Here is a 23,054-nt window from a genome sequence, read left to right on the forward strand (position 1 = left end):
CGCGGCGTCCGGCGACGGCGCCGCCACGGGCCAGGAGAAGGGCGGCGGCACCGGCTGACGCCCTCCTCCTTCCTGTACGGACCACCGCGGGGAGCCCCCGGCCTGCGGCCGGGGGCTCCCCCATGTCCGGACCCGGCTCCGGTGACGGACGGCCGGGTGGGACGCCGCACCGGAGGCGCCCCGCCGACGAAACCGTCCCGCCGCCGCTCCGCGCGCTGAGCATGTCGGAGAGAAGTGAGCGGCTGCTCGCCGGTTCTGACAGCGCTCAGATCTCATCGGCACAGCCCAGCCGCTCTCGCGGATGCCGTCGGCGCGGATCGACGAACGCTGTCAGGACGCGTGGACAGAACCGGCGCACAGCCGCTCGGCGCCGGGCGAGACGCGGCCGGGGCCGCCCCCCGTGGAGGGGGCGGCCCCGGCCGCGTGCGTTTGTGCCCGTCCGGCTACTTGTTCTTCGGGTCGCCGTGGCACTTCTTGAACTTCTTGCCCGACCCGCAGGGGCAGGGGGCGTTCCGCGGCGTCCCGGCGTAGGAGTCCTCCACCGTCTCGGTCCGCTTGTCGACCCCGCCGTCCTCGGACGGCGCCGAGTACTGGAGCCGGTCCGGGCCGCGGTCGGTCCCGAAGCCGGAGACCACGACCTCCCCGTCGTCCGCAGAGGAGCCGGCGTCGGCGGTGTCGGCGGCGGCGTCGTCAGAGGCGTCGGCGCCCTTCTCCGAGGGCTCACCGCCGTCGGTGTCCTCGCCGTCCTCCGCCTCGGCCTCGTCCTCGGTGGCGGTGCCCCCGGCCGCGGCGACCGCGGTGCCGTTGGCCGCCGCCGCGGCGGCCGCCGAGGAGGCGCTGACCTCCGACTTGCCCTTGACCTGGACCTCGACGTTGAAGATGTAGCCGACCGCCTCCTCCTTGATGGCGGCCAGCATCTCCTGGAACATGTCGAAGCCCTCCCGCTGGTACTCGATCAGCGGGTTGCGCTGGGCCATGGCGCGCAGGCCGATGCCCTCCTGGAGGTAGTCCATCTCGTACAGGTGCTCGCGCCACTTGCGGTCCATCACCTGCAGCACGATGCGCCGCTCGACCTCGCGCATCGCCTCGGCGCCCAGCTCCTCCTCGCGGCGGGTGTAGGCCGCGTGCGCGTCCTCGCGGACCCGCTCGGAGATCAGGTCCGGGGTGAGCGAGCCCAGGCCGCCGTTCTCCTCGATGAGGTCGTCCACCGTGAAGCTGATCGGGAAGACCTGCTTGAAGGCGTTCCAGAGCCTGTCCAGGTCCCAGTCCCCGGCGTCGCCCTCGGCGGTCGCCGAGCGCACGTAGCCGTCCAGCACGTCGTCGACCATCCCGGCGATCTGCTCCTGCAGGTCGGCCCCCTCCAGCACCTTGCGGCGCTCGGAGTAGATGACCTTGCGCTGGCGGTTGAGCACCTCGTCGTACTTCAGGACGTTCTTGCGGATCTCGAAGTTCTGCTGCTCGACCTGGGTCTGCGCGCTCTGGATCGCCTTGGTGACCATGCCCGAGGCGATCGGCTGGTCGTCGGGGAAGTTGGTGCGCTCCATGATCATCTCGACCCGGGCGCTGTTGAACATGCGCATCAGGTCGTCGCGCAGCGACAGGTAGAACCGGCTCATGCCGGGGTCGCCCTGGCGGCCCGAACGGCCGCGCAGCTGGTTGTCGATGCGCCGCGACTCGTGCCGCTCGGTGCCCAGCACGTACAGCCCGCCGGCCTCGACGACCTGCTCGTGCTCGCTGGCGACCTCCTTCTCGGCCTTCTCCAGCGCCTCCGGCCAGGCGGCCTCGTACTCCTCGGGGGTCTCCAGCGGGGTCAGGCCCCGGCCCTGCAGCTCCTCGTCGGCCATGAACTCGGCGTTGCCGCCGAGCATGATGTCGGTGCCGCGGCCGGCCATGTTGGTGGCCACGGTGACCGCGCCCAGCTTGCCGGCGCGGGCGATGATCGAGGCCTCACGCGCGTGGTTCTTGGCGTTGAGCACGTCGTGCGGCACGCCCTGGCGCTTGAGCAGCTTGGACAGCAGCTCGGACTTCTCCACGCTGGTGGTGCCCACCAGCACCGGCTGGCCCTCTTCGTGGCGCTCGGCGATGTCCTCGACGATGGCGTCGAACTTGCCCTCCTCGTGCTTGTACACGAGGTCCTTCTCGTCGGAGCGGATCATCGGCTTGTTGGTCGGGATGGGGACCACGCCGATGCCGTAGGTCTGGTGGAACTCGGCGGCCTCGGTCTCGGCCGTGCCGGTCATGCCCGAGAGCTTGTCGTAGAGGCGGAAGTAGTTCTGCAGGGTGATCTTGGCGAGCGTCTGGTTCTCGTCCTTGATCTTCACCCGCTCCTTGGCCTCGATGGCCTGGTGCATGCCCTCGTTGTAGCGGCGCCCGCGGAGCACGCGGCCGGTGAACTCGTCGACGATGAGCACCTCGCCGTCGTTGACGATGTACTCCTTGTCCTTGCGGTAGAGCTCCTTGGCCTTGATGGCGTTGTTGAGGAAGGAGACCAGGGGCGTGTTCGCCGGCTCGTACAGGTTCTCGATGCCGAGCTGGTCCTCGACCTTGGCGACGCCGGACTCGTTGATGCCGACGGTGCGCTTCTTCTCGTCGACCTCGTAGTCCTCGTCGCGGCGCAGGCGCGGGGCGATCTTGGCGAAGACCTCGTACCAGCGGGAGTTCTGCTGGGCCGGGCCGCTGATGATCAGGGGCGTGCGGGCCTCGTCGATGAGGATGGAGTCGACCTCGTCGACGATGGCGAAGTTGTGGCCGCGCTGCACCAGCGCGTCCATCGACAGCGCCATGTTGTCGCGCAGGTAGTCGAAGCCGAACTCGTTGTTGGTGCCGTAGGTGACGTCGGCGGCGTAGGCGGCGCGGCGGGCGTCCGGCTTCATCTCGGGGCTGATCACCCCGACCTCCAGCCCCAGCAGCTGGTAGATGCGGCCCATGTTCTCGGCGTCGCGGCGGGCCAGGTAGTCGTTGACGGTGACCACGTGCACGCCCTCGCCCGTGAGCGCGTTCAGGTAGACCGGCAGGGTGGAGGTCAGGGTCTTGCCCTCACCGGTCTTCATCTCGGCGATGTTGCCGAGGTGCAGCGCGGCCCCGCCCATGATCTGGACGTCGAAGTGGCGCTGGCCGAGGGTCAGCTGGGCGGCGCGGCGGACCGTGGCGAAGGCCTCGGGGAGCAGGTCGTCGAGCTTCTCGCCGTCCTTGAGGCGCTCGCGGTACTCGTCGGTGAGCTCGCGGAGCTCGGCCTCGGTGAGGTCGGCGAAGTCTTCCTCGATCGAGTTGACCTGGTCCGTGAGCTTCTTGAGCTTGCGCAGGATCTTGCCTTCTCCCGCGCGGAGGACCTTGTCGAGTATGCCTGGCACTTGCTCTGCGCTCCTCAGCAGATCGGGGCCCGCGTCCGGAGGCGGGACGGTGTCCTTGACCCCCAGCCTTCCATCCTAGGCGAGCTTATTGCCTCGCCGTCCCGCCCGCGCCCTCCCGAAGGGCGGCACACGGGCGCGGCCGGGGGGACGGAACGGGCAGAGGGCGTTCGTTCGGGTATATCGCCAGGGGGAGGGCCTGTGAAGGGCCGAGGACCACGGTGAAGGGGGACACCGAGATGGCAGACCGCCGCGAGCGCGAAGAGCACACCGGACGGGACGCCGGGCGCTACGACGCCCGCATCCGGGGCTACCAGAGGGAAGGGGGGCGGTTCGCCCCCACCGGCGACCACCGCGGGCGCGTCCGCTCCTGGATCGGGGTGGGGCTGCTCCTGGCGGGGGCGCTGCTGGCGGCCGCGGCGATGGTGGCCGGCACGCCCTGGCCGCTGATCGCCGCCGCGGTGGCGGCGCTGGCCGGGCTGGCGGTGTGCGTGGCCGGGGACATCTTCACCGACGTGGTGCTGGACGACCCGCACCGCGAGTCCGAGGAGCCGCACACCACGCCGCTGCACCGGATCAAGGAGCGCGACCGCGAGCTGGAGGCCGAGCGCCGCCGGGCCGGGGCGTGAGGCGCCCGGCCGGGGCCGCGGGAGGGGGCGGCGCACCGGGTGCGCCGCCCCCGTGGTGCGGGCCGGGGCGGGTCAGTCCGTCAGGCGGATGACCCCGTAGTTGAAGCCCCGGCGCCGGTAGACGACGCTGGGGGCGTCCTTCTCCTCGTCGTGGAACAGGTAGAAGTCGTGGCCCACGAGCTCCATCTCCATGAGGGCCTGGTCGATGCTCATGGGCTTGGCCGAGTGGAACTTCTCGCGGACGATGACCGGGCCGTCCCCCTGGGTGTCCAGCTCGACGAACTCGTCGTCGAAGCGCCCCTCCTCCCCGGCAGCCGACTCGGCGGGCGCGCCGGCGGGCGCCGGGACCCAGGCCGCGCCGGCGGCGCCGGGCTCGGCGAGGTCCGCGGTGGCCGCCGCCACCGACACCGGGGCGCGCTTGCCCTTGCCCACCTTCCGGCGGTCGACGACCTTGCGCAGCCGCGACTCGACCCGGTCCAGGGCCAGGTCGAGGGCGCCGTAGCGGTCGTCGGCCGAGGCCTCGCTGCGGATGACCGGGCCGGTGGAGTGGATCGTCAGCTCGATCCGCTCGCTCTGGGACGACTGGCGCGGGTTGCGCTCGCGGGAGACCTCGACGTCGACGGTCATCCCCTTGCGCTCCCATTTCGAGAGCTTGGCGAGCTTGTTCTCGACGTGCTGCCGGAACTTGTCGCTGATCTCGGTGCGCCGCCCCTTGACGATGATGTCCACAAGACCCCCTTGATCGCTCAGCCGCCGCTCGTGCGGCGGCCAGGCCGTTGGTGCATCCCTGCGCGCGGCGCGCGCGGGGACCGAAGGGCTCCTCCTTCCGACCGCCCGGCTGCCCGCGCAACGCGCGGCCCAGGCGGCTCGCGACGGCTCGTCTGGCTTTGCGTATACCCCGGAACACGGCCATGATCACCCGCGCATCGAGTGGCAGAGACCCTGTTCACGGCCGGGAACACCACATTCGGGACAGGACCGGCGCGCCATGCGGGCGCCCGGCGGGGCCGCCGGGCCCGCCGGCCGGGGCGCGCACACCGGAGGAAGAGGATGCCACCCGCCCGGCCGACCTGGTCTTCGTCCCCACATCCGCCTGCTGAGGGGTCCGCCGCTTTGCGTGCGACTACTGCCCTTCTCCCGCTCCCGAGGATCATCCGGACCCTCTGCGAGGCAGGTCTTACCTCTAAGGCGCACCGTGATCGGACGACGAAAAGTCGCCTTACGTGGGCCGTTTCGCCTGCGCCTGGCATCGGCTTGCCGCGGTCCGCTCCGCCTGTCGGCGCAGCGCACCCCGGCGCAACCACGGACCCGGGCGGGTGCCATGTCCGAAACGCTAACCCGAGAACCGCCACTTGTCAGGTGGAGAATGCGCACCGGAGGTCCTGGAAACGGCACGGATGCCCCTTCACGGCACCGGAGCGGACCCCTTCGGCCCCGCCGGCAAAAGATTTTTGACGCCCCCGGAGACGGCCCCGGACCGCCCCCGTCCCCCTGCTCACCTGCGCTCGGCCAGGACCGCCGCGGCCCGCACGGTGGCGCCGGACGCCCGCAGCGCACGCGCCGCCTCGGCCAGCGTGGCCCCGGTGGTGACGACGTCGTCGACCAGCACCGTGTCGACCAGCACCGTGTCGACCACCACCGTGCCGGTCGGCGCTGTTTCCGGCTTCGCGGTGTCCGGCGGCGCGCGCCCCGGACGGACGGCGAGCGCACCGGACAGGTTCCGCCGCCGTCCGGCGCGCCCCAGGCCCACCTGGTCGTCGACCCGGCGCACGTGCCGGAGCAGGGGCAGGTGCGCGGCGGCGCGCCCCCGCCCGCGCAGGGCACGGGCGGTGCGGCGGCACAGCGGCAGGACCTGGTCGCCGCCCCGGCGCCGGACGCTCTGCGGGCGGGCGGGCACCGGGACCAGCAGCACCGGCCGGGGGCCGGGGACGGCGGCCGCGACGGCGGCGGNGGCGAGCGCCCGGGCGCCGCCGTGCTTGTAGGCCAGCAGCAGGGCCCGGTCGGCGCCGGTGTAGGGCCCGGCGGCCCAGGTCGGCGGGCACCCGGGACGGGCCGAGCAGCGGTGCGGCCGGGGCGCGAGCCGGTCCGCGCACTCCGCGCAGACCAGCGGCCCGGGACGCCCGCAGCCGGCGCAGCACTGCCCGATCGCGAGGCCGCCCAGGGCACGGAGCCGGGGGAGGAAGAGCACGCCCTCAGTCTCACCCGGCGCGGCCCCGGGGGACAGGCGGATCACGCCCCTGTGGACGACCGGGCGGGGACTACCCGGGGAAGACCGGGTCGCTGCCCTCGGTCGCGCGCTGCCAGCTGACGCGGTCGGCGGTCAGCCAGAGCTGGTCGTCGTCGGCACCGGCCAGGAGCGGCAGCTCGGGGGCGGCCGCGATGGTGCGGGCCCCCGACAGCGGGCCCACGCTGGAGGGGGCGGTGCCGCCGTCCAGCGGGACCAGGTAGCCCCGGACCGCGCCGTCGCGCTGGGTGCCCAGGACGGCCAGCTGGTCGGCGCCGCGCCAGGCGGCGTCGACCACCTCGCCGACGTCGCGCGCCAGCCCCATGAAGCCGCCGAGCCGGACGCCGCCGTCCTCGTCCGCGGACACCCGGCCCACCCACAGCCGGCCGCCGGCGCCGCCGTCCTCGGTGATGACCGCCGCGCGGGTGCCGTCCCGGGAGAGCCGGAGCTGGGAGACGGCGCGGTCGGTCAGGCCGGGGACCTCCACCTCCACCGGGTCGGTGCCGCCGCGCAGCATCCACACCCGTGTGGACGGGGACTCCTCGCCCTCGGACCCACCGCCGCCGGACTCCTCGTCACCGCCGGACTCCTCGGCGTCCTCGGAGTCCTCCGCGTCCCCGTCCTCGTCGGCGCCGTCCTCCCCGCCGTCGTCGGCGGGCTCCGGGCCGAGCTGCTCCACGGCCCAGAGGTTGCCGTAGGAGTCCCAGGACAGGGCCGAGAACCCCTCGCCGTCGAGCACCGGGCGGAAGGACCCGTCCCCGGCGTCGGCCAGCACCACCCGGTCGTTCTCCCCGTCCACGGCGGCGAAGTGCTGCTCGTCCAGGGAGACCGCGTACCCGCCGAGCGCCTCGCCGCCCTGGCCGGGCGCCCCCGGGACCGCGGCGACCTCGGGGCGGCCGCCGTCCTGCTCGCCCTCCATGCTCCACAGCCGCCCCTCGCGCACGAAGTAGGCCTTCAGCCCTCCGCCGCCGACGCCCGAGGGGTCGACCGACGCCCACTCCTCGGTGGCGCCCTGCAGGCTCTCCTCCTCGTCCTCGGGGACGCGGCTCTCCTCCCCGCCGGCGCGCAGCACCACCTCCTGCACCTCCGGCAGCTGCTTGAGGGTCCAGCCCAGCTGGGCCTCCATCGCCTCGCGGTCCTCGGCCGAGGGGGTGCGGCCGCCCAGCTCCACCGTCACCCGGCCGCCGTCGAAGGCCACGTCGGCGCGGGCCTGCTCCGGGAACGCCGAGTCCACCGCCGGGGAGAGCCAGCGGGTCGGCCCGGCCACCACCTTCTTGGCCAGGCGGGTGGCCACGTCGTCCGAGGTCACCGGGATGAACACCGGGTCGGGGACCAGGGTGCGGCGGTCCCGGTTGAAGAAGTACATGTTCAGCGGCCGGTACACCCGCTCGACGTCGGCGCGGGCCAGGACGAGCCGGTCGGGGAGGTCGGCGATGCGCCACTCGCCCTCCCCGTCCCGCTCCAGCCGGAAGGAGACGTCGATGAGGTCGCCGCCGTCGCCGGCCACGTAGTGGCCGTCGGGGTCGATCACGGCCGCCTCGGGGGTGCGCATCCGCACCGTGGCGGTGTTCTCGTCGGTCCCGGGCTCCACGTCCAGCGAGACGGTGTCCATGCTCTCGTAGACCAGCGCCGAGTCGTCCGGCGACCAGGAGGAGCGGCGGTCGGGCAGCAGGAACCGCCGGGCCGCGGCGTGGTTGTCCTCGAAGCTGGCCATGTCCTTCAGGAACCCCTGGACCAGGCCGTCCTCACTGACGCCGGGCTGGGGGCCGGCGGGCAGCATGCGCACGTAGGAGTCGGAGGCGGCGGGCGAGTCCCCGCCGCGGTCGCTCTGGGCGATGGGGCCGGCCGAGGGCACCGTGGCGCAGCCCCCGGCGATGAGCACCGCCAGGGCCCCGGCGGCGGCGCCGGCACGGTTGGGCACGCGTCTCATCCGACCTCCCCCGCGGTGGTGGTCCGCCCCTGCTCCTCGGCGGGCGCCGGCTCGCCCGCGGGCGCCTCCTCCGGCGCGGGGCGGGCGATGCGGCCGCGGCCCATCGAGCGCTCCGGCGGCACCAGCGGCAGCGGCGAGCCGCGCAGCTCCTGGCCGGCCGAGCGGGGCAGGGAGAGCCGGAACTGCGACCCGGCCCCGGGCTCGCCCCAGGCCTGCAGCCACCCGCCGTGCAGCTGGGCGTCCTCCTTGGCGATCGACAGCCCGAGCCCGGTCCCCCCGGTGGTGCGGGCGCGGGCCGGGTCCGCCCGCCAGAAGCGGTCGAAGCACAGGTGCTCCTCGCCCTCCTTGAGGCCCACCCCGTGGTCGCGCACCGCCACGGCCACCGCGTCCCGGTCGCACGCGGCGGTGACCACCACGTCCCGGTCCTCGCTGTGCTCGATCGCGTTGACGACCAGGTTGCGCAGGATGCGGGTGATGCGGCGGGCGTCCATGTCGGCGGTGCACGGCTCGGCGGGCAGGCGCAGCACCACCTTGATGCCCCGCTTCTCGGCGATCTGCTCGGAGTCGCCGACCGCCTTGAGCACGCAGTCGCGGATGTCCACCGGCTCCACCGCCAGGGCGGCCGCGCCCGCGTCGTGCCTGCTGATCTCCAGCAGGTCGCCCAGCAGCTCCTCGAACCGCTCCAGCTGGCCCTGGAGCAGCTCCACCGAGCGGTTCATCGCCGCGTCCAGGTCGTCGCGCTGCTCGTAGAGCAGGTCGCCGGCCATCCGGATGGTGGTCAGCGGGGTGCGCAGCTCGTGCGAGACGTCGGAGACGAACTGGCGCTGGGACTTGGACAGCTCCTCCAGCTCCTGGATCTTCTCCTGCAGGCTCCCGGCCATCTCGTTGAAGGAGACCGCCAGCCGGGACAGGTCGTCGGTGCCGCGCACCTGCATGCGCTCGTTCAGCTCGCCCTCGGCCAGCCGCTCGGCCGACCCGGCCGCCGCCCGCACCGGGCTCACCACCTGCCGGGTGACCAGGTAGGAGATCACCCCCAGCACCAGGCACAGCAGCGCGCCGACCACGAACAGGGTGTTCTGCACCAGGTCGAGCATGGCCTGCTCGTGCGAGAGCGGGAAGACGTAGTAGAGCTCGTAGGTGTGCGAGAGCGGGGCGCCGACCACCAGGCCGGGCTCGTCGGAGGCGAAGTTCCTCTGGATCTCGGTGTAGGTCCAGTAGGCGGGCTCGCCGGTGGCCGAGGCCTGCACCGTCTCCCCGGGNCACGTCCCCGCCGACGAACCCGCGGGTGCCGGACACGCTCGGCAGGATCATCACGTCGTAGGCGCCCGACTCGGCACGCCCTCCGGCCAGGTCGTCGACGATGCTCTCCAGCAGCTCCTCGGAGTCCACCGACTGGTCGCCGTCCTGCAGCGCGTTGATCGCGCTGCTCACCCCGGCGGCGTGGTCGTTCAGCGCCGCCTCGCGCTGGGCTTCCAGCAGCCCGCTGCGCACCTGCTGGACCAGGAAGAAGCCGAGCACGGCGGCGACCGCCACCGAGATCGCCAGCGTGCTGGAGACCACCCGCAGCTGCAGCGAGGAGCGCCAGCGCTGGTGCACCCAGCGCACCAGGCCGCGGGCGGCCCGCTGGGCCGCGAGGTAACCGCGGAGCAGCCCGGTGCTCACCCTGTGCAGCGCCCCCGGGGCCGCCTCGTCCGCCCCCGCCGCCTCCTGAGGCGCGGCGGGGTCGCTGGTCCCGTCGGCGGCCACTGCTCCCGTTGCTCCCGTTCCCGTCCGGATCCGGTCAGGCGGCGCCGCCGGCCTTGTAGCCGACGCCCCGCACGGTCACCACGACCTCGGGGTGCTCCGGGTCCTTCTCGATCTTGGCCCGCAGCCGCTGGACGTGCACGTTGACCAGGCGGGTGTCGGCGGCGTGCCGGTAGCCCCAGACCTGCTCCAGCAGCACCTCGCGGGTGAAGACCTGGCGCGGCTTGCGGGCCAGCGCCACCAGCAGGTCGAACTCCAGCGGGGTGAGGCTGATCGGCTCGCCGTCCCGGCGCACCGCGTGCCCGGCCACGTCGATGGTGATGTCGCCGATCTGGAGCACCTCGGGGGCGGGCTCCTCGGTTCGGCGCAGGCGCGCGCGGACGCGGGCCACCAGCTCCTTGGGCTTGAACGGCTTGACGATGTAGTCGTCGGCCCCCGACTCCAGGCCGAGCACCACGTCGACGGTGTCGCCCTTGGCGGTCAGCATCACCACCGGCACGCCCGACTCGGCGCGGATCTGACGGCACACGTCGATGCCCTCGGTCCCGGGCAGCATCAGGTCCAGCAGCACCAGGTCGGGCTTGGACTCGCGGAAGGCCTCCAGCGCCTTGTCCCCGTCGTGCACGAACGTCGGCTCGAAGCCCTCGCCTCTGAGGACGATGCCGAGCATCTCGGCGAGGGCGAGGTCGTCGTCGACGACCAGTACGCGTCCCTTCATCAATGCTTCCGGCACCCGGTCCGCCTCCCCGATGGGGACGCGTCACCCAGCGCCTTCTCCTTTCTGGACACTCAAGCGGCGAACTGCGGTCACTTCTGCCGGGGGTCCCTGGCGGGAGCCGTGGTCTCCCCCACACCTTGCCATCTCCCCGGCGCGTCCGGCTGCGGTTCGCCCCGGTCACCCCGCGGCCTCGGCCCGATCGCCTCCCCGATCGCGTACTCCCCGCCCCGTCCGCGCCCGCGGGCACCGCCCCGGGCTGTCCGCCTCCGGACATCGCGCGACTTGGTCGGTAGATAACCGAAAGCATACAAAACGAACGAATGGACGCGCCGCTCACGCAGGGCGCGAAGGGTGGCCGGGGCGGGCCGCGGCCTGCCCCGCGGGCGATCTCGCATAGCGTGGGGACACCCATGCGTTGGACGGACGGCGGAGGAGAGATGACGCACGACGACGGCCGCCCCGGAGGCGATCCGGGACCCGACCAGGCGCCGCCTCCGGGTCCGTGGGCCGTCCCCGGCGGAGGCGCCGCGCCCCCGCCGCAGGATCCCGGGCCCGCCCCGTCCGGCCCCGGATTCGCCCCGCCGCAGGGCCCACCGCCCGGATACGGCCCGGGGTACGCGCCGCCCGGCGGATCCCCGCCGCCCCCGGGGGGCCATCCCCCCTACGGCGGCCACGGCGGGTACGGCGCCCCCGGCTGGGGGCCGCCGCCGGTCCCGCGCCCGGGCATCATCGCGCTGCGGCCGCTCACCCTGGGCGACATCTTCAACGGGGCCTTCAGCTACATCCGCGGCAACCCCAAGACCGTGCTGGGGCTGGCGGTGCTGCTCAGCGCCGTGGTCAGCCTGCTGCCCTCGATCGGCAACGGCACCCTGCTCAACGACATGGACCGGTTCGCCAGCCAGGTCGAGCCCGGTGGGGCCCCCGGCGACGCCTTCCCGTTCTCGGTGACGACGATGGCGCTCAACGCCGGAGGCCTGGTGGTGCAGTTCGTCGGCACGGCGGTGCTCTCCGGCGTGCTGGCCTCGGTCATCGGCATGGCGGTGCTGGGACGGCGGCCCACCGTCCGGGAGGCGTTCGCCTGGTTCGCCCCGCGCACCGGCGCCGTCCTGGGGGTGGCCGGGCTGCTGGTGCTGATGAGCATCGGCTGGTTCGTGCTGTTCTTCGGGGTGCTCATCGGCGGCGTGTTCCTGGCCGTGGAGGTCGAGCCCTGGCTGGGCGTGCCGCTGCTCATCGGCGGCCTGCTGCTCACCGCGGTGCTCGGCGTGTGGATCTACGTCCGCGTGGCGCTGGCGATGCCGGCCGCGGTGCTCGAGCGGGTGGGCGCCGGACGGGCCCTGGCCCGCTCCTGGCGGCTGACCACCGGATCGTGGTGGCGCACCTTCGGCATCCTCATCCTGGCCTCGCTCGTCACCAGCATGGTGGCGGGCATCCTGGCCACGCCCTTCTCCCTCGGCGGGTCGGTGGCGATGGTCGCCGTCACCGACACCGCGCTGGCGGCGGTGCTCTACGCCACGGCGATCTTCCTGGGGTCGGTCCTGGGCGGCGCGATCACCTCGCCGTTCCTGAGCGGGGTCACCGGCCTGCTCTACGTCGACCTGCGGATGCGCCGTGAGGCCCTGGACCTGCGGCTGCAGGCCGCCGCCCAGCAGGGCGCCGCCATCGGCCCCGAGGTCTACCTGCCCGACGCGCCGGCCGCGCCCCCCTCGGGGGCCCAGCCCGCACCGGGGGCCCAGCCGTGGTGACCCGCGAGGAGGGCGCCCGCATCGCCGGGGAGGAGCTCTCCGACCCGGCCTACGGCGCCGCCGAGCCGGGGCTGGTCCAGCGCGCCCTGTCCCGGTTCTGGGAGATGCTGACCGAGCTCGCCCAAGGCGCCGCGGGGGACCTGCCCGGCGGCTGGTGGACCCTGGGCCCGCTGCTGGCGGTGCTGGTGCTGGCCGCGGTAGTGCTCATCGTGCGGGCCCGCCCGGCCCGCAGGGCCTCCTCGGCCGCCGCGCTGTTCGGCGACCGGGCCCCGGCGACCGCGGCGGACCACCGGGCCGCCGCCGAACGGCACGCCGCGGCCGGGGACCTGTCCGCCGCGGTCCGCGAGCGGCTCCGCGCCATCGCCCTGGACCTGGAGGAGCGCGCCGTGGTGGCGCCGCGCCCCGGGCGCACCGCCACCGAGCTGGCCGCCGACGCGGGCGAGGCGCTGCCCGCCCACCGGGCCGCCTTGGAGGAGGCCGCGGTGGTCTTCAACGACAGCGCCTACGGCGACCGGCCGGCCACCCCCGAGGGGTACCGCGCCCTGGGCGACCTGGACGAGGCCCTGTCCGCCGCACGCCCGCAGGAGGCCGCACGGTGACGACCGCCTCCCCGACCGCTCCCCCGTCACTGGCGGCCCGCTGGCGCAGCGCGCGCGGGCCGGTCGCGGTGATCGCCGTCCTGGTGCTGTTCTCCTTCATCGTCTCGCTCGGCGCGCGCCCCGAGCGCACCGGGCTGCTGGAGCCCGAGGCGACGACGCCGGAGGGCTCGCGCGCGCTCGTGAACATCCTCGAAGAGCAGGGCGGCGACGTCACGGTGGCCCGGGACAGCGCCTCGGCGCTCGACGCCGCCTCCGGCGACGCCCTGGTCGTGCTGTCCGCCTCCTACCGGCTGACCGGCGACGAGCTGGACCGGCTCGCCGGCTCCGGTGCCGACGTGCTCGCCGTGCGCCCCAGCGGCCCCGCGCTGCGGACCCTGGCCCCCGGGGTCGCGGTGGCCGGGCGCGCCGACGGCGGCGCCCTGGAGCCCGGGTGCGGGCTGCCCGCCGCGCAGGCCGCCGGGGCCGCCGACACCGGCGGCGAGACCTACACCGGCGGCGCCGCCGGCTGCTACCCGGCCGACGGCGGCGACGCGCTCGTCGTCGCCGACCGCCCGGACGGGGCGGCCACCACCGTGCTCGGCGACCCGGCGCCGCTGACCAACGCCGGGCTGGGCCGCGAGGGCAACGCCGCGCTGCTGCTCAACCTGGCCGACGGGCGCGACGTCGTGTGGTTCCTGCCCGACGCGGCGGTGCAGGGCGGCGGGAAGAGCGTCTGGAGCCTGCTGCCGCGGCCGCTGGTCTGGTCCGCGGTCCCGCTGGCCGCCGCGCTGGTGCTGCTGGCGCTGTGGCGCGGCCGCCGGCTGGGGCCGCTGGTCGCCGAGCGGCTCCCGGTCGTGGTGCGCGCCGCCGAGACCACCGAAGGCCGGGCCCGGCTCTACGCCTCCCGGCGGGCCCGGGACCGGGCCGCCGCCGCGCTGCGCGCCGACACCGCCGAGCGGCTGCGCACCGCCGTCGGACTGGGGCCCGGCGCCGGCGCCGACGCGGTCGCCGAGGCCGTTGCCCGGCGCACCGGGGACGACCCGGGGCGGGTGCGGTCGCTGCTGTACGGTGCCCCGGAGGGGGGCGACACGGCCGACGACGCGGCGCTGGCCGCCCTCGCCGACGACCTCGACCGCCTGGAGCGGCGGCTCTCCCCCGGCGCCTGACCGCCCCACCCCACGTGACCACCGAGAGAGGGAAGCACACCGTGACCGCCTTCACCCCGCAGGGCGCGCCCAGCGCAGAGCAGGCGCGCCAGGCCCTGGGCGCCGTGCGCCACGAGGTCGCCAAGGCCGTGGTCGGCCAGGACGAGACGGTGACCGGCCTGGTCGTGGCGCTGCTGTGCCGCGGCCACGTGCTGATGGAGGGCGTCCCCGGCGTCGCCAAGACGCTGCTGGTGCGCGCCCTGTCGGCGGCGCTGGACCTGGACCACAAGCGCACCCAGTTCACCCCGGACCTGATGCCGGGCGACGTCACCGGGTCGATGGTCTACGACGCGCGCACCGCCGAGTTCGAGTTCCACCGCGGGCCCGTGTTCACCAACCTGTTCCTGGCCGACGAGATCAACCGCACCCCGCCCAAGACGCAGGCGGCCCTGCTGGAGGCGATGGAGGAGCGGCAGGTGACGGTCGCGGGCGACCCCTCGCCCCTTCCCGACCCGTTCGTGGTGGCCGCCACCCAGAACCCGGTGGAGTACGAGGGCACCTACCCGCTGCCCGAGGCCCAGCTCGACCGGTTCCTGCTGAAGCTGGTGGTGGCCCTGCCCGAACGGGACGACGAGGTGGGGGTGCTGGCCCGGCACGCCGCCGGGTTCGACCCATCGGACCTGGAGGCGGCGGGGGTGCGCCCGGTGGCCGGTCCCGTCGAGCTGGCCGCCGCGCGCGCGGCGGCCGCCTCGGTTCGCGTCTCCCAGGAGGTCCTGGGCTACATCGTGGACCTGTGCCGGGCCACCCGGCGGTCGCCGTCGCTGCAGCTGGGCGCCTCCCCGCGCGGGGCGACCGCGCTGCTGCGCACCTCCCGGGCCTGGGCGTGGCTGTCCGGGCGGGACTACGTGACCCCCGACGACGTGAAGGCGCTCGCCCGGGCGACCCTGCGGCACCGGGTGGCGCTGCGGCCGGAGGCCGAGCTGGAGGGCGCCACCGCCGACGGGGTGCTCGACGGCGTGCTGGCCTCGGTGCCGGTCCCCCGGTGAGCGGAGGGCGCGCGGTGGAGCCGACGGGACCGGGGATGGAGCATTGATGGCGATCACGGGCCGCGCGGTGGCGCTCGCCTTCGCCGCCGTTCCGGTGGTACTGGCCGCCGGGGTGCTCGCGCCGCAGGCGGCGTGGGGGTCGGTGGCGCTGGTGGTGCTGCTCATCGCCGCCGACCTGGCGCTGGCGCCCAGCGCGCGCCGGGTCGCGCTGGAGCGCTCCGGCGACACCTCGGTCCGGCTGGGCGAGACCGCCCGGGTGGAGCTGCTGGTGTCCGGCCCGCCCGGGCGGGCGCTGCGCGGGGTGCTGCGGGACGCCTGGCCGCCGAGCGCGGGGGCGCACCCGGCCCGGCACCCGCTGCGGGTGCCGCGCGGCGAGCGGCGGCGGCTGGCGACCGTGCTGGAGCCGCAGCGGCGCGGCGACCACGCGGCGGCGGGGGTGACCGTGCGCTGCCTGGGCCCGCTGGGCCTGGCGGCCCGCCAGGCCACGCACACCGTGCCGTGGACGCTGCGGGCGCTGCCGCCCTTCCACAGCCGCCGCCACCTGCCGGGCAAGCTGGCGCGCCTGCGCGAGCTGGACGGGCGCACCAGCGCCCTGGTTCGCGGGCAGGGCAGCGAGTTCGACTCGCTGCGCGAGTACGTGCCCGGGGACGACGTGCGCTCCATCGACTGGCGGGGGGGGGGCCCCCCCGNTGCGCACCTGGCGGCCCGAGCGGGACCGGCGGATCCTGCTGGTGCTGGACACCGGGCGCACCTCGGCCGGCCGGGTGGGGGACGTGCCCCGGCTGGACCACTCCATGGACGCGGCGCTGCTGCTGGCGGCGCTGGCCGCCAAGGCGGGCGACCGGGTGGACCTGCTGGCCTTCGACCGCCGGGTCCGGGCCCAGGTGCGCACCCGGGGGCGGGGCACGTCGGTGCCCTCGATCGTGGGGGCGATGGCCCCGCTGGAGGCCGAGCTGGTGGAGTCGGACCCGGCGGCGATGGCCGCCGCGGTCCTGGGCGGCCAGGGGCGCTCGCGGCGGCTGGTGGTGCTGCTGACCGACCTGAACGCCTCGGCCCTGGAGGAGGGCCTGCTGCCGATGCTCCCGGCCCTGACCGCGCGGCACGCGGTGATGCTCGCCGCGGTGGGCGACCCGGCGGTGGAGGCGATGGCGGCCGAGCGCGGCGACGCCCGCGCGGCCTACCGCTCGGCGGCGGCGCGCCGGACCCTGGCCGACCGCAGGCGCGTCACGGCCGAACTGAAGAGGCACGGCGTCGAGGTCGTCGACGCCCCGCCCGACACGATCGCCCCGGCCCTCGCCGACGCCTACATCGCCATGAAGGCCCAGGGCAGGCTGTAGCCGACCGGGGGAAGGCCCAAGGCCCTCCCCCGGCGAAGCTCACCGTGCGGGGGCGTCGCCCTTCGGGAGGTCCTCCAAAAGTTCCTCAGCGGATCGGACATCGAAGGCCCGGTCCACCAGACCGCTGAGCACGGCCTCATCGCGGCAGGCCGAAATCCGCTCCCGCACGCCCTCGGAGACCGGGATCCCCCGCCTCTTCAGTACGGTGAAGACCGAATTCGCCGCCATCTCCGCGCGGCCTTGCAGCCGCATCTGGGACGGGAAGTGGTACGTCGCTCCGGCCATCACACGGATCCGCGTCCAGAGGGACGCGGCTCCGTCGCGGCGTCTTCGTCCGCAAAGAGCGCTTCGGCTGACTCGACGACGCCCGCACGACGCAACAGCCGCTCGAGGACATCCTTCTCGGTACACCCGAGCACGCGTTCCCTCACCGCGTCGGAAACAGCGATTTCTCGCCCCTCCAGAACCATGAGGACGGCTCGTGCGGCCATCTCAGCACGGCCCTCCGCGCGGCCTTGCAGTCGCATCTGGGACGGGTAGTGGTACGTCGCTCCGGCCATCAGTTCCCTCCAGAACTCTCGCGCCGGGCCTTCGTCGAGGCCGGTCTCGGTGAACTCGGCGATGTACTTCGCGGTCGCGACTTCGATCCTGTCCAGCGCTTCAGCCAGCGCTTTCAGTATGCCATCCCGCTTCGGGCCCTTCCGGTGCACGAGCGCGGAGAAGACCGCCAGCATCACGTCCTCGGCGGCCTGATCGGGGTCGGTGACGGTTGCGACGTTGTCCGGGCCGAGCACGATCGGGGCCGTCGTCTGGGTCGAGTGCCACCGAGAGCCGATGACGATGGGTTCACGTGCCCAGGACGCCGTGGCCGTCGACGGGCACGCGACGAGCAGCGTCACTCCGCACCCGAACTTCTCGTACAGGTAGGAGACGTAGTAGGGCCAGCTGCCCCGCTTGCCCCCGTCCTTCTCGGACTGCGCCTCGATGATGAGGATGTGGTCCTCGGCGCCGTACTCCAACCACAGGACGGAGTCCACGCGCCGTTCGATGACCTTGATCTCGGAGAGATCGGCGTTGAGCACCGACACCGACTCGGGTGCGGGCGGTCCGTTGCCGAAGAGGTGCTCGAAGGTGCGCCCCAGCAGGTGGGGATCCTCGCAGAAGATCCGGTGCAGGGCCTCATGAGGGGGTTTGACCATGCCCGGGACGCTAGCGGCGGATCTGTGCAGGCCGCAGGGGAAACGTCGAACCTGTGTATCAAGAACGCGACCGGAACCCCTTGCGGCCGCGCCGCCGACGGTCGGCCCCGGTCCGCTCCGCCGTCCTACGCCGCCGTCGGCGCCGTCTGGGGGGCGGCGGTGATGTCGCCCGTCTCGCCTTCCCGGTAGGCCTTGCGGCCGAGGGTGTAGATGTAGAGCAGGAACACCGCCTCGGCCGCCACGCCGATGCCGATGCGCAGCCAGGTCGTGTGCACCCACCCCGTCACCAGGCCCTCGATCAGGCCGGAGACGAACAGCACCAGCACCAGCCCCAGCGCCACGGCCACCGCCGCGCGCACCTCCTCGGCCAGGGCCCGGCCGCGCGGGCGGCCGCCCGGGTCGATGACGGTCCAGCCGAGCTTGAGGCCCACACCGGCCGCCACGAACACCGCCGTCAGCTCCAGCAGCCCGTGCGGGATGATCAGACCGAAGAACACGTCCCCCTTGCCGTGGGCGACCATCATGCCCCCGGCCGTCCCCAGGTTGGCGCCGTTGAGCGCGAGGACGTAGACCGTGGGCAGGCACAGGAACACCCCGAAGATCAGCGCCTGCGCCGCCGCCCAGGCGTTGTTGGTCCACACCTGCGCCGCGAAGGACGCCCCCGGGTGCTCCACGTAGTAGTTCTCGAAGTCGTGCTCGACGTAGGCCCGGATGTCCTCCGGGGTGCCCATCGCCGCCATCGCCGCCGGGTCGTTGACCAGCCACACGGCGATCGCGGTGGAGAAGGCCACGGTGCCCAGGCTCGCCGCGATCCACCACCACCGCAGCCGGTACACCACCGCCGGGAAGGTCCGGGTGAGGAACCGGGCCAGGTCGCGCCAGGCCGGGTCGTGCGCCCCGACCACGGCGGCGCGCGCCCGCGCCACCAGGCCGGACAGCCGTCCCACCAGGGCCGGGTCGCCGCCGGCCGAGCGGACGGCCGAGAGCTGGGTGGACACCCGCTGGTACAGGTCGACCAGCTCGTCGACCTCGGGGCCGGTCAGCCTGCGGCGCCGGCGCACCAGCGCCTCGAGCCGCTCCCAGTCCCCGCGGTGCGCGGCGGCGAAAACGTCGATCTCCACGCCAAGCGACCCTACCCTTGGTGACAGACTGGGAGGCGGGCACCGGGGGCGATCGGTGCCCATCGGGGAAGAAGGGAGCACTGGTGGTACACCCGGGTCAGAACGCCCACGGGGCGCCGTCGCAGCTGGTCACCGGGGACGCCGTGGTGCTCGACCTGCGCCCGGCGGGGTTCGCCACGCGCGCCCTGGCGCTGGCCCTCGACATCGTGGTGCAGGGCGTGTCGCTGCTCCTGCTCATGCTGCTCATCACGGCCGTCGCCGACGGGGTGGACCCCGCCGCGACCATGGCCGCCTACCTGGGGCTCACGGTGCTGATCCTGGTCGGCTACCCGGTGGCCTTCGAGACCGCCACGCGGGGGCGCTCCCTGGGCAAGATGGCGCTGGGCCTGCGCGTGGTGGGCGCGGACGGCTCCCCCGAGCGGTTCCGCCAGGCGCTGGTGCGCGCCCTGGTGGCCGTGGTGGAGATCTGGACGCTGTCGGGGATGATCGCGCTGATCACCTCGCTGGTGGACCGCGACGGCCGGCGGGTCGGCGACTTCGCCGCCGGGACGCTGGTCGTCTCCGAGCGGACCCGGCGCACCGGGACCGGCGAGATCCCCATGCCGCCGCACCTGGCCGAGTGGGCGTGTGCCGCCGAGCTGAGCGGCCTGTCCCCGGACACCGCCGCCATGGCCCGCCAGTACGTGCTGCGCTTCGCCGAGCTCACCCCCGAGGCCCGGCACGAGATGGGGGTGCGCATCGCCGACATGGTCGCCTCCCAGGTCGGGCCGCCCCCGCCGCCCGGCACCACCCCGCCCGACTACCTGGCCGCGGTGCTCGCCGAGCGCCGCCGCCGGGAGGCCGAGCGCCTCATGCACGCCAGGAACGCAGGTACTCCTCCTGCTCAGGGGTGAGCGCGTCGGTGCGCACGCCCAGCGCCTCCAGCTCCAGGCGGGCCACCTCGGTGTCGATGCCGTCGGGGACGTCGTGCACCCCGGGCGCCAGTGACGCCCCCTCGGCGGCGATCCAGGCCGCGGTGAGCGCCTGCCCGGAGAAGGACATGTCCATCACCGCCGCCGGGTGCCCCTCGGCCGCGCCCAGGTTGACCAGGCGGCCCTCGGCCAGCAGCACCACCCGGCGCCCGTCGGCCAGCACGTACTCGTCGGCCTCGGGCCGCACCCCGCGGCGCACCTCGACCGCCATGGCCTCCAGGGCGTCCAGGTCGATCTCGACGTCGAAATGGCCGGAGTTGGCCAGGACCGCGCCGTCCTTGAGGGCCGCCAGGTGCTCCGGGCGCACCACGTCCCGGTTTCCGGTGACGGTGACGATGACGTCGCCGACGGGGGCGGCCTCGTCCATCGGCAGCACGGTGTAGCCCTGCATGGCCGCGTCCAGCGCCTTGACCGGGTCGACCTCGGTGACCACCACGCGCGCGCCCATGCCGCGGGCGCGTTCGGCCAGGCCCCGCCCGCAGTAGCCGAACCCGGCCACCACGAAGGTGCGCCCGGCGAGCATGGCGTTGGTGGCGCGCAGGATGCCGTCGATCGTGGACTGGCCGGTGCCGTAGCGGTTGTCGAACATCCGCTTGGTGGCGGTGTCGTTGACCGCGACCATGGGCAGCTTGAGCGCCCCCTCGGCGCTCATCCCGCGCAGCCGGATCACCCCGGTGGTGGTCTGCTCGCAGCCCCCGGCGGCCTCGGCGATCAGGTCGGGGCGCTCGGTGTGCGCGATGTTGACCAGGTCGCACCCGTCGTCGAAGAGCAGGTGCGGGCGGTGCTCCAGGACGGTGAGCAGGTTGCGGTCGTAGGCGTCCTCGTCCATGCCGGTGCGGGCGTGCACGGCGATGCCGTACTCGGCGACCAGCGCGGCCGCGGTGTCGTCCTGGGTGGACAGCGGGTTGGAGGCGGCCAGGGCGATGTCGGCGCCCCCGGCGCGCAGGGCCCGCAGCAGGTTGGCCGTCTCGGCCGTGACGTGCATGCAGGCCGAGACGCGGACGCCCGCCAACGGGCGCTCCGCGGCGAAGCGCTCGCGGATGCGCCCGAGGACGGGCATGGCGCGTTCGGCCCACTCCACGCGGCGGACCCCGGCCTGCGCCAGGCCGAGGTCCGCCACGTCGTGCTCAGGCAGTGCCATCGCGTGTGTGCCGTGCGGAGGAGTCGCTGCTCGAGGCGGCGCCTCAGTAGCGGTAGTGGTCCGGCTTGTACGGGCCGGCCACGTCCACGCCGATGTAGGCGGCCTGCTCCTTGGTCAGCTCGGTCAGCTTGACGCCCAGGGCGTCCAGGTGCAGCCGGGCGACCTTCTCGTCGAGGTGCTTGGGCAGCATGTGCACCCCGATCGGGTACTCCTCGGTCTTGGCGTAGAGCTCGATCTGCGCCAGCACCTGGTTGGTGAAGCTGTTGGACATCACGAAGCTCGGGTGCCCGGTGGCGTTGCCCAGGTTCATCAGGCGGCCCTCGCTCAGCACGATGATCGAGTGCCCGTCCTTGAAGACGAACTCGTGGACCTGGGGCTTGATCTCCTGCTTCTTGATGCCCGGGATCTTCTCCAGGCCGGCCATGTCGATCTCGTTGTCGAAGTGGCCGACGTTGCAGACGATCGCCTGGTGCTTCATCCGCTCCATGTGGTCGGCGCGGATGATGTCGAAGTTGCCGGTGGTGGTGACGAAGATGTCGGCCGTCTCCACCACGTCCTCGACGGTGGTGACCTGGTAGCCGTCCATCGCCGCCTGCAGGGCGTTGATCGGGTCGATCTCGGTGACGATGACCCGGGCGCCCTGGCCGCGCAGCGCCTCGGCCGAGCCCTTGCCGACGTCGCCGTAGCCGCAGACGACGGCGACCTTGCCGCCGATCATCACGTCGGTGGCGCGCATGATGCCGTCCGGCAGCGAGTGGCGGATGCCGTACTTGTTGTCGAACTTGCTCTTGGTGACCGAGTCGTTGACGTTGATCGCCGGGAAGAGCAGCTTGTCCTCGCGCGCCATCTCGTAGAGGCGGTGCACGCCGGTGGTGGTCTCCTCCGAGACGCCCTTGATCCGCTTGCCGATCTCGGTCCACTTCTTGGCGTCGGCCTTCAGGCTCTTCTGCAGGAGCGTGAGGACGACCCGGAACTCCTCGGTGTCGGCCGTGGAGGGGTCGGGGACCGCGCCGGCCGCCTCGTACTCGGTGCCCTTGTGCACGAGCATGGTGGCGTCGCCGCCGTCGTCGAGGATCATGTTGGGGCCGTCACCGCCCGGCCAGGTGAGCGCCTGCTCGGTGCACCACCAGTACTCCTCCAGGGTCTCGCCCTTCCAGGCGAAGACCGGGACGCCCTTGGGGTCCTCCGGAGTACCGTTCGGGCCGACGACGACCGCGGCGGCCGCCTCGTCCTGGGTGGAGAAGATGTTGCAGCTGACCCACCGCACCTCGGCGCCCAGGGCGACCAGGGTCTCGATCAGGACGGCGGTCTGCACGGTCATGTGCAGGGAGCCCATGATCTTGGCGCCCGCAAGGGGCTTGGAGTCACCGAACTCGGCGCGGGTCGCCATGAGCCCGGGCATCTCGTGCTCGGCGAGGCTGATCTCCTTGCGCCCGTAGCCGGCGAGGGACAGGTCCGCGACCTTGAAGTCGAATGACATGCGTGTCTTCACTCCTTGTGGTGGATGCGCACCGAGTCTAGACGCGGACCCCGCCGCAGGGCACGGGCTCGGCGGCGAATTTGACGCGGGTTTGTCAGATTCGCCCGGTCGGTCCCGGTGGGCGGGGCCGCGGTCGGTTAGGGTCGGGGCCATGTCCACTCCCCGCCCGGGCCGCGACCGTGCGGACGCGGTGCCCATCTCCGAGGCCGCCGAGGCGCTCGGCACCAGTCCGCGCAGCCTGCGCTACCGGGAGGCGCTGGGGCTGCTGCCGGCCACCAAGGAGCAGCCGACCGGGCGCGGGCACCGGCACCGCCGGTTCTCCCCCGAGGACCTGCGCACCATCGCCGCGGGGCTGGAGCTGGAGCGCGGCTACGACGTCTCCCCGGCGGCGCTGGCGTTCGCGCTGCGGATGCTGGCCGAGCCCGAGACGCTGGCCCGGGTGCGGGCCTACGGCGAGCGGCTGGGGCGGCTGGCGCCGCCGCGGGCGCGGGCGATGGACTTCGAGAAGCGCAAGGCGCTGCGGCTGCTGCAGTCCCGGGGCCGCACCGCCGACGGGCGCGGGACCGAGCGGCGCTGACCGGCGGCCCCGCGCCTCACCGGCCGCGCCTCACCAGCCGGTCGCGGCGAGCATGCGCTCTTCGAGTACGGGCGCCATGGTGCGCATGTAGGTGGCGGCGATGTGGCTGGCGTCCCCGTAGAAGAG

General features: G+C 74.0%; 16 protein-coding genes and 2 pseudogenes. 8 read left to right on the forward strand and 10 right to left on the reverse strand.

Annotated features, from left to right (window positions below; genetic code table 11):
- Nucleotides 1-443: 443 nt before the first annotated feature.
- Nucleotides 444-3,350, reverse strand: coding sequence for a preprotein translocase subunit SecA (gene secA / locus D450_RS0109860; protein ID WP_017538503.1), 2,907 nt, complete (start codon nt 3,348-3,350; stop codon nt 444-446).
- A 236-nt stretch (nt 3,351-3,586) separates the two neighbouring features.
- Here secA and D450_RS0109865 point away from each other — a divergent pair, with 236 nt between their 5' ends.
- Nucleotides 3,587-3,976 (forward strand): hypothetical protein, encoded by a 390-nt coding sequence (locus tag D450_RS0109865; RefSeq protein WP_239647509.1) that lies wholly within the window; start codon nt 3,587-3,589, stop codon nt 3,974-3,976.
- A 72-nt stretch (nt 3,977-4,048) separates the two neighbouring features.
- Here the strand turns inward: D450_RS0109865 and hpf are convergent, their stop codons facing one another.
- The 4 genes and pseudogenes from hpf to mtrA form a co-directional block, all read right to left on the reverse strand.
- On the reverse strand, nt 4,049-4,705 hold the full coding sequence (hpf, locus tag D450_RS0109870) for a ribosome hibernation-promoting factor, HPF/YfiA family (protein ID WP_017538505.1): 657 nt from the start codon (nt 4,703-4,705) through the stop codon (nt 4,049-4,051).
- A 1,529-nt stretch (nt 4,706-6,234) separates the two neighbouring features.
- On the reverse strand, nt 6,235-8,130 hold the full coding sequence (locus tag D450_RS0109880) for an LpqB family beta-propeller domain-containing protein (RefSeq protein WP_039820313.1): 1,896 nt from the start codon (nt 8,128-8,130) through the stop codon (nt 6,235-6,237).
- Nucleotides 8,127-9,876: pseudogene (gene mtrB / locus D450_RS29870) on the reverse strand (MtrAB system histidine kinase MtrB). The gene D450_RS0109880 and the pseudogene mtrB overlap by 4 nt, the downstream one beginning before the upstream one ends.
- A gap of 34 nt (nt 9,877-9,910) precedes the next feature.
- The gene (gene mtrA, locus D450_RS0109890; protein WP_017538510.1) at nt 9,911-10,591 is read right to left on the reverse strand and encodes an MtrAB system response regulator MtrA; all 681 of its coding nucleotides are present in this window, start codon (nt 10,589-10,591) and stop codon (nt 9,911-9,913) included.
- 437 nt (nt 10,592-11,028) lie between these two features.
- Here mtrA and D450_RS0109895 point away from each other — a divergent pair, with 437 nt between their 5' ends.
- From D450_RS0109895 to D450_RS29875, 5 genes and pseudogenes are all read left to right on the forward strand, one after another.
- Nucleotides 11,029-12,333, forward strand: a complete 1,305-nt coding sequence (locus tag D450_RS0109895) for a glycerophosphoryl diester phosphodiesterase membrane domain-containing protein (protein ID WP_017538511.1) — start codon at nt 11,029-11,031, stop codon at nt 12,331-12,333.
- A complete protein-coding gene (locus D450_RS0109900; RefSeq protein ID WP_017538512.1) occupies nt 12,330-12,932 on the forward strand; it encodes a DUF4129 domain-containing protein in 603 nt (200 codons plus the stop codon). Before D450_RS0109895 ends, D450_RS0109900 begins: the two co-directional genes overlap by 4 nt.
- Complete coding sequence (locus D450_RS0109905) at nt 12,929-14,077, forward strand: DUF4350 domain-containing protein (RefSeq protein WP_017538513.1); 1,149 nt, start codon at nt 12,929-12,931, stop codon at nt 14,075-14,077. Before D450_RS0109900 ends, D450_RS0109905 begins: the two co-directional genes overlap by 4 nt.
- Before the next feature lie 41 nt (nt 14,078-14,118).
- A complete protein-coding gene (locus D450_RS0109910; RefSeq protein WP_017538514.1) occupies nt 14,119-15,102 on the forward strand; it encodes an AAA family ATPase in 984 nt (327 codons plus the stop codon).
- Between the two features lie 46 nt (nt 15,103-15,148).
- Nucleotides 15,149-16,439, forward strand: a pseudogene (locus D450_RS29875) (DUF58 domain-containing protein).
- Nucleotides 16,440-16,478: 39 nt separating this feature from the next.
- Here the strand turns inward: D450_RS29875 and D450_RS0109920 are convergent.
- The 3 genes from D450_RS0109920 to D450_RS0109930 form a co-directional block, all read right to left on the reverse strand.
- On the reverse strand, nt 16,479-16,724 hold the full coding sequence (locus D450_RS0109920) for a hypothetical protein (RefSeq protein WP_017538516.1): 246 nt from the start codon (nt 16,722-16,724) through the stop codon (nt 16,479-16,481).
- A complete protein-coding gene (locus D450_RS0109925; RefSeq protein ID WP_017538517.1) occupies nt 16,724-17,638 on the reverse strand; it encodes a hypothetical protein in 915 nt (304 codons plus the stop codon). Before D450_RS0109925 ends, D450_RS0109920 begins: the two co-directional genes overlap by 1 nt.
- Nucleotides 17,639-17,763: 125 nt before the next feature.
- Entirely contained in the window at nt 17,764-18,759 is a 996-nt protein-coding gene (locus D450_RS0109930) for a stage II sporulation protein M (protein WP_017538518.1), read from the reverse strand.
- Nucleotides 18,760-18,842: 83 nt separating this feature from the next.
- On the opposite strand from D450_RS0109930, the gene D450_RS0109935 reads away from it, so the two are divergent.
- A complete protein-coding gene (locus tag D450_RS0109935) occupies nt 18,843-19,652 on the forward strand; it encodes an RDD family protein (RefSeq protein ID WP_017538519.1) in 810 nt (269 codons plus the stop codon).
- Here the strand turns inward: D450_RS0109935 and ahcY (D450_RS0109940) are convergent.
- Together ahcY (D450_RS0109940) and ahcY (D450_RS0109945) are read right to left on the reverse strand one after the other, a co-directional pair.
- The gene (gene ahcY, locus D450_RS0109940) at nt 19,609-20,871 is read right to left on the reverse strand and encodes an adenosylhomocysteinase (protein WP_017538520.1); all 1,263 of its coding nucleotides are present in this window, start codon (nt 20,869-20,871) and stop codon (nt 19,609-19,611) included. The two genes, D450_RS0109935 and ahcY (D450_RS0109940), sit on opposite strands and share 44 nt — an antisense overlap.
- Nucleotides 20,872-20,914: 43 nt before the next feature.
- Nucleotides 20,915-22,351 carry an adenosylhomocysteinase gene (gene ahcY, locus D450_RS0109945; protein WP_017538521.1) on the reverse strand — a complete coding sequence of 479 codons (1,437 nt, stop codon included), beginning with the start codon at nt 22,349-22,351 and terminating at the stop codon, nt 20,915-20,917.
- Nucleotides 22,352-22,502: 151 nt separating this feature from the next.
- On the opposite strand from ahcY (D450_RS0109945), the gene D450_RS0109950 reads away from it, so the two are divergent.
- Nucleotides 22,503-22,928, forward strand: a complete 426-nt coding sequence (locus D450_RS0109950) for a MerR family transcriptional regulator (RefSeq protein ID WP_017538522.1) — start codon at nt 22,503-22,505, stop codon at nt 22,926-22,928.
- Nucleotides 22,929-23,054: the final 126 nt, after the last annotated feature.

The sequence above is a fragment of the Nocardiopsis halophila DSM 44494 genome (assembly GCF_000341245.1).
GTDB lineage: Bacteria > Actinomycetota > Actinomycetes > Streptosporangiales > Streptosporangiaceae > Nocardiopsis_A > Nocardiopsis_A halophila.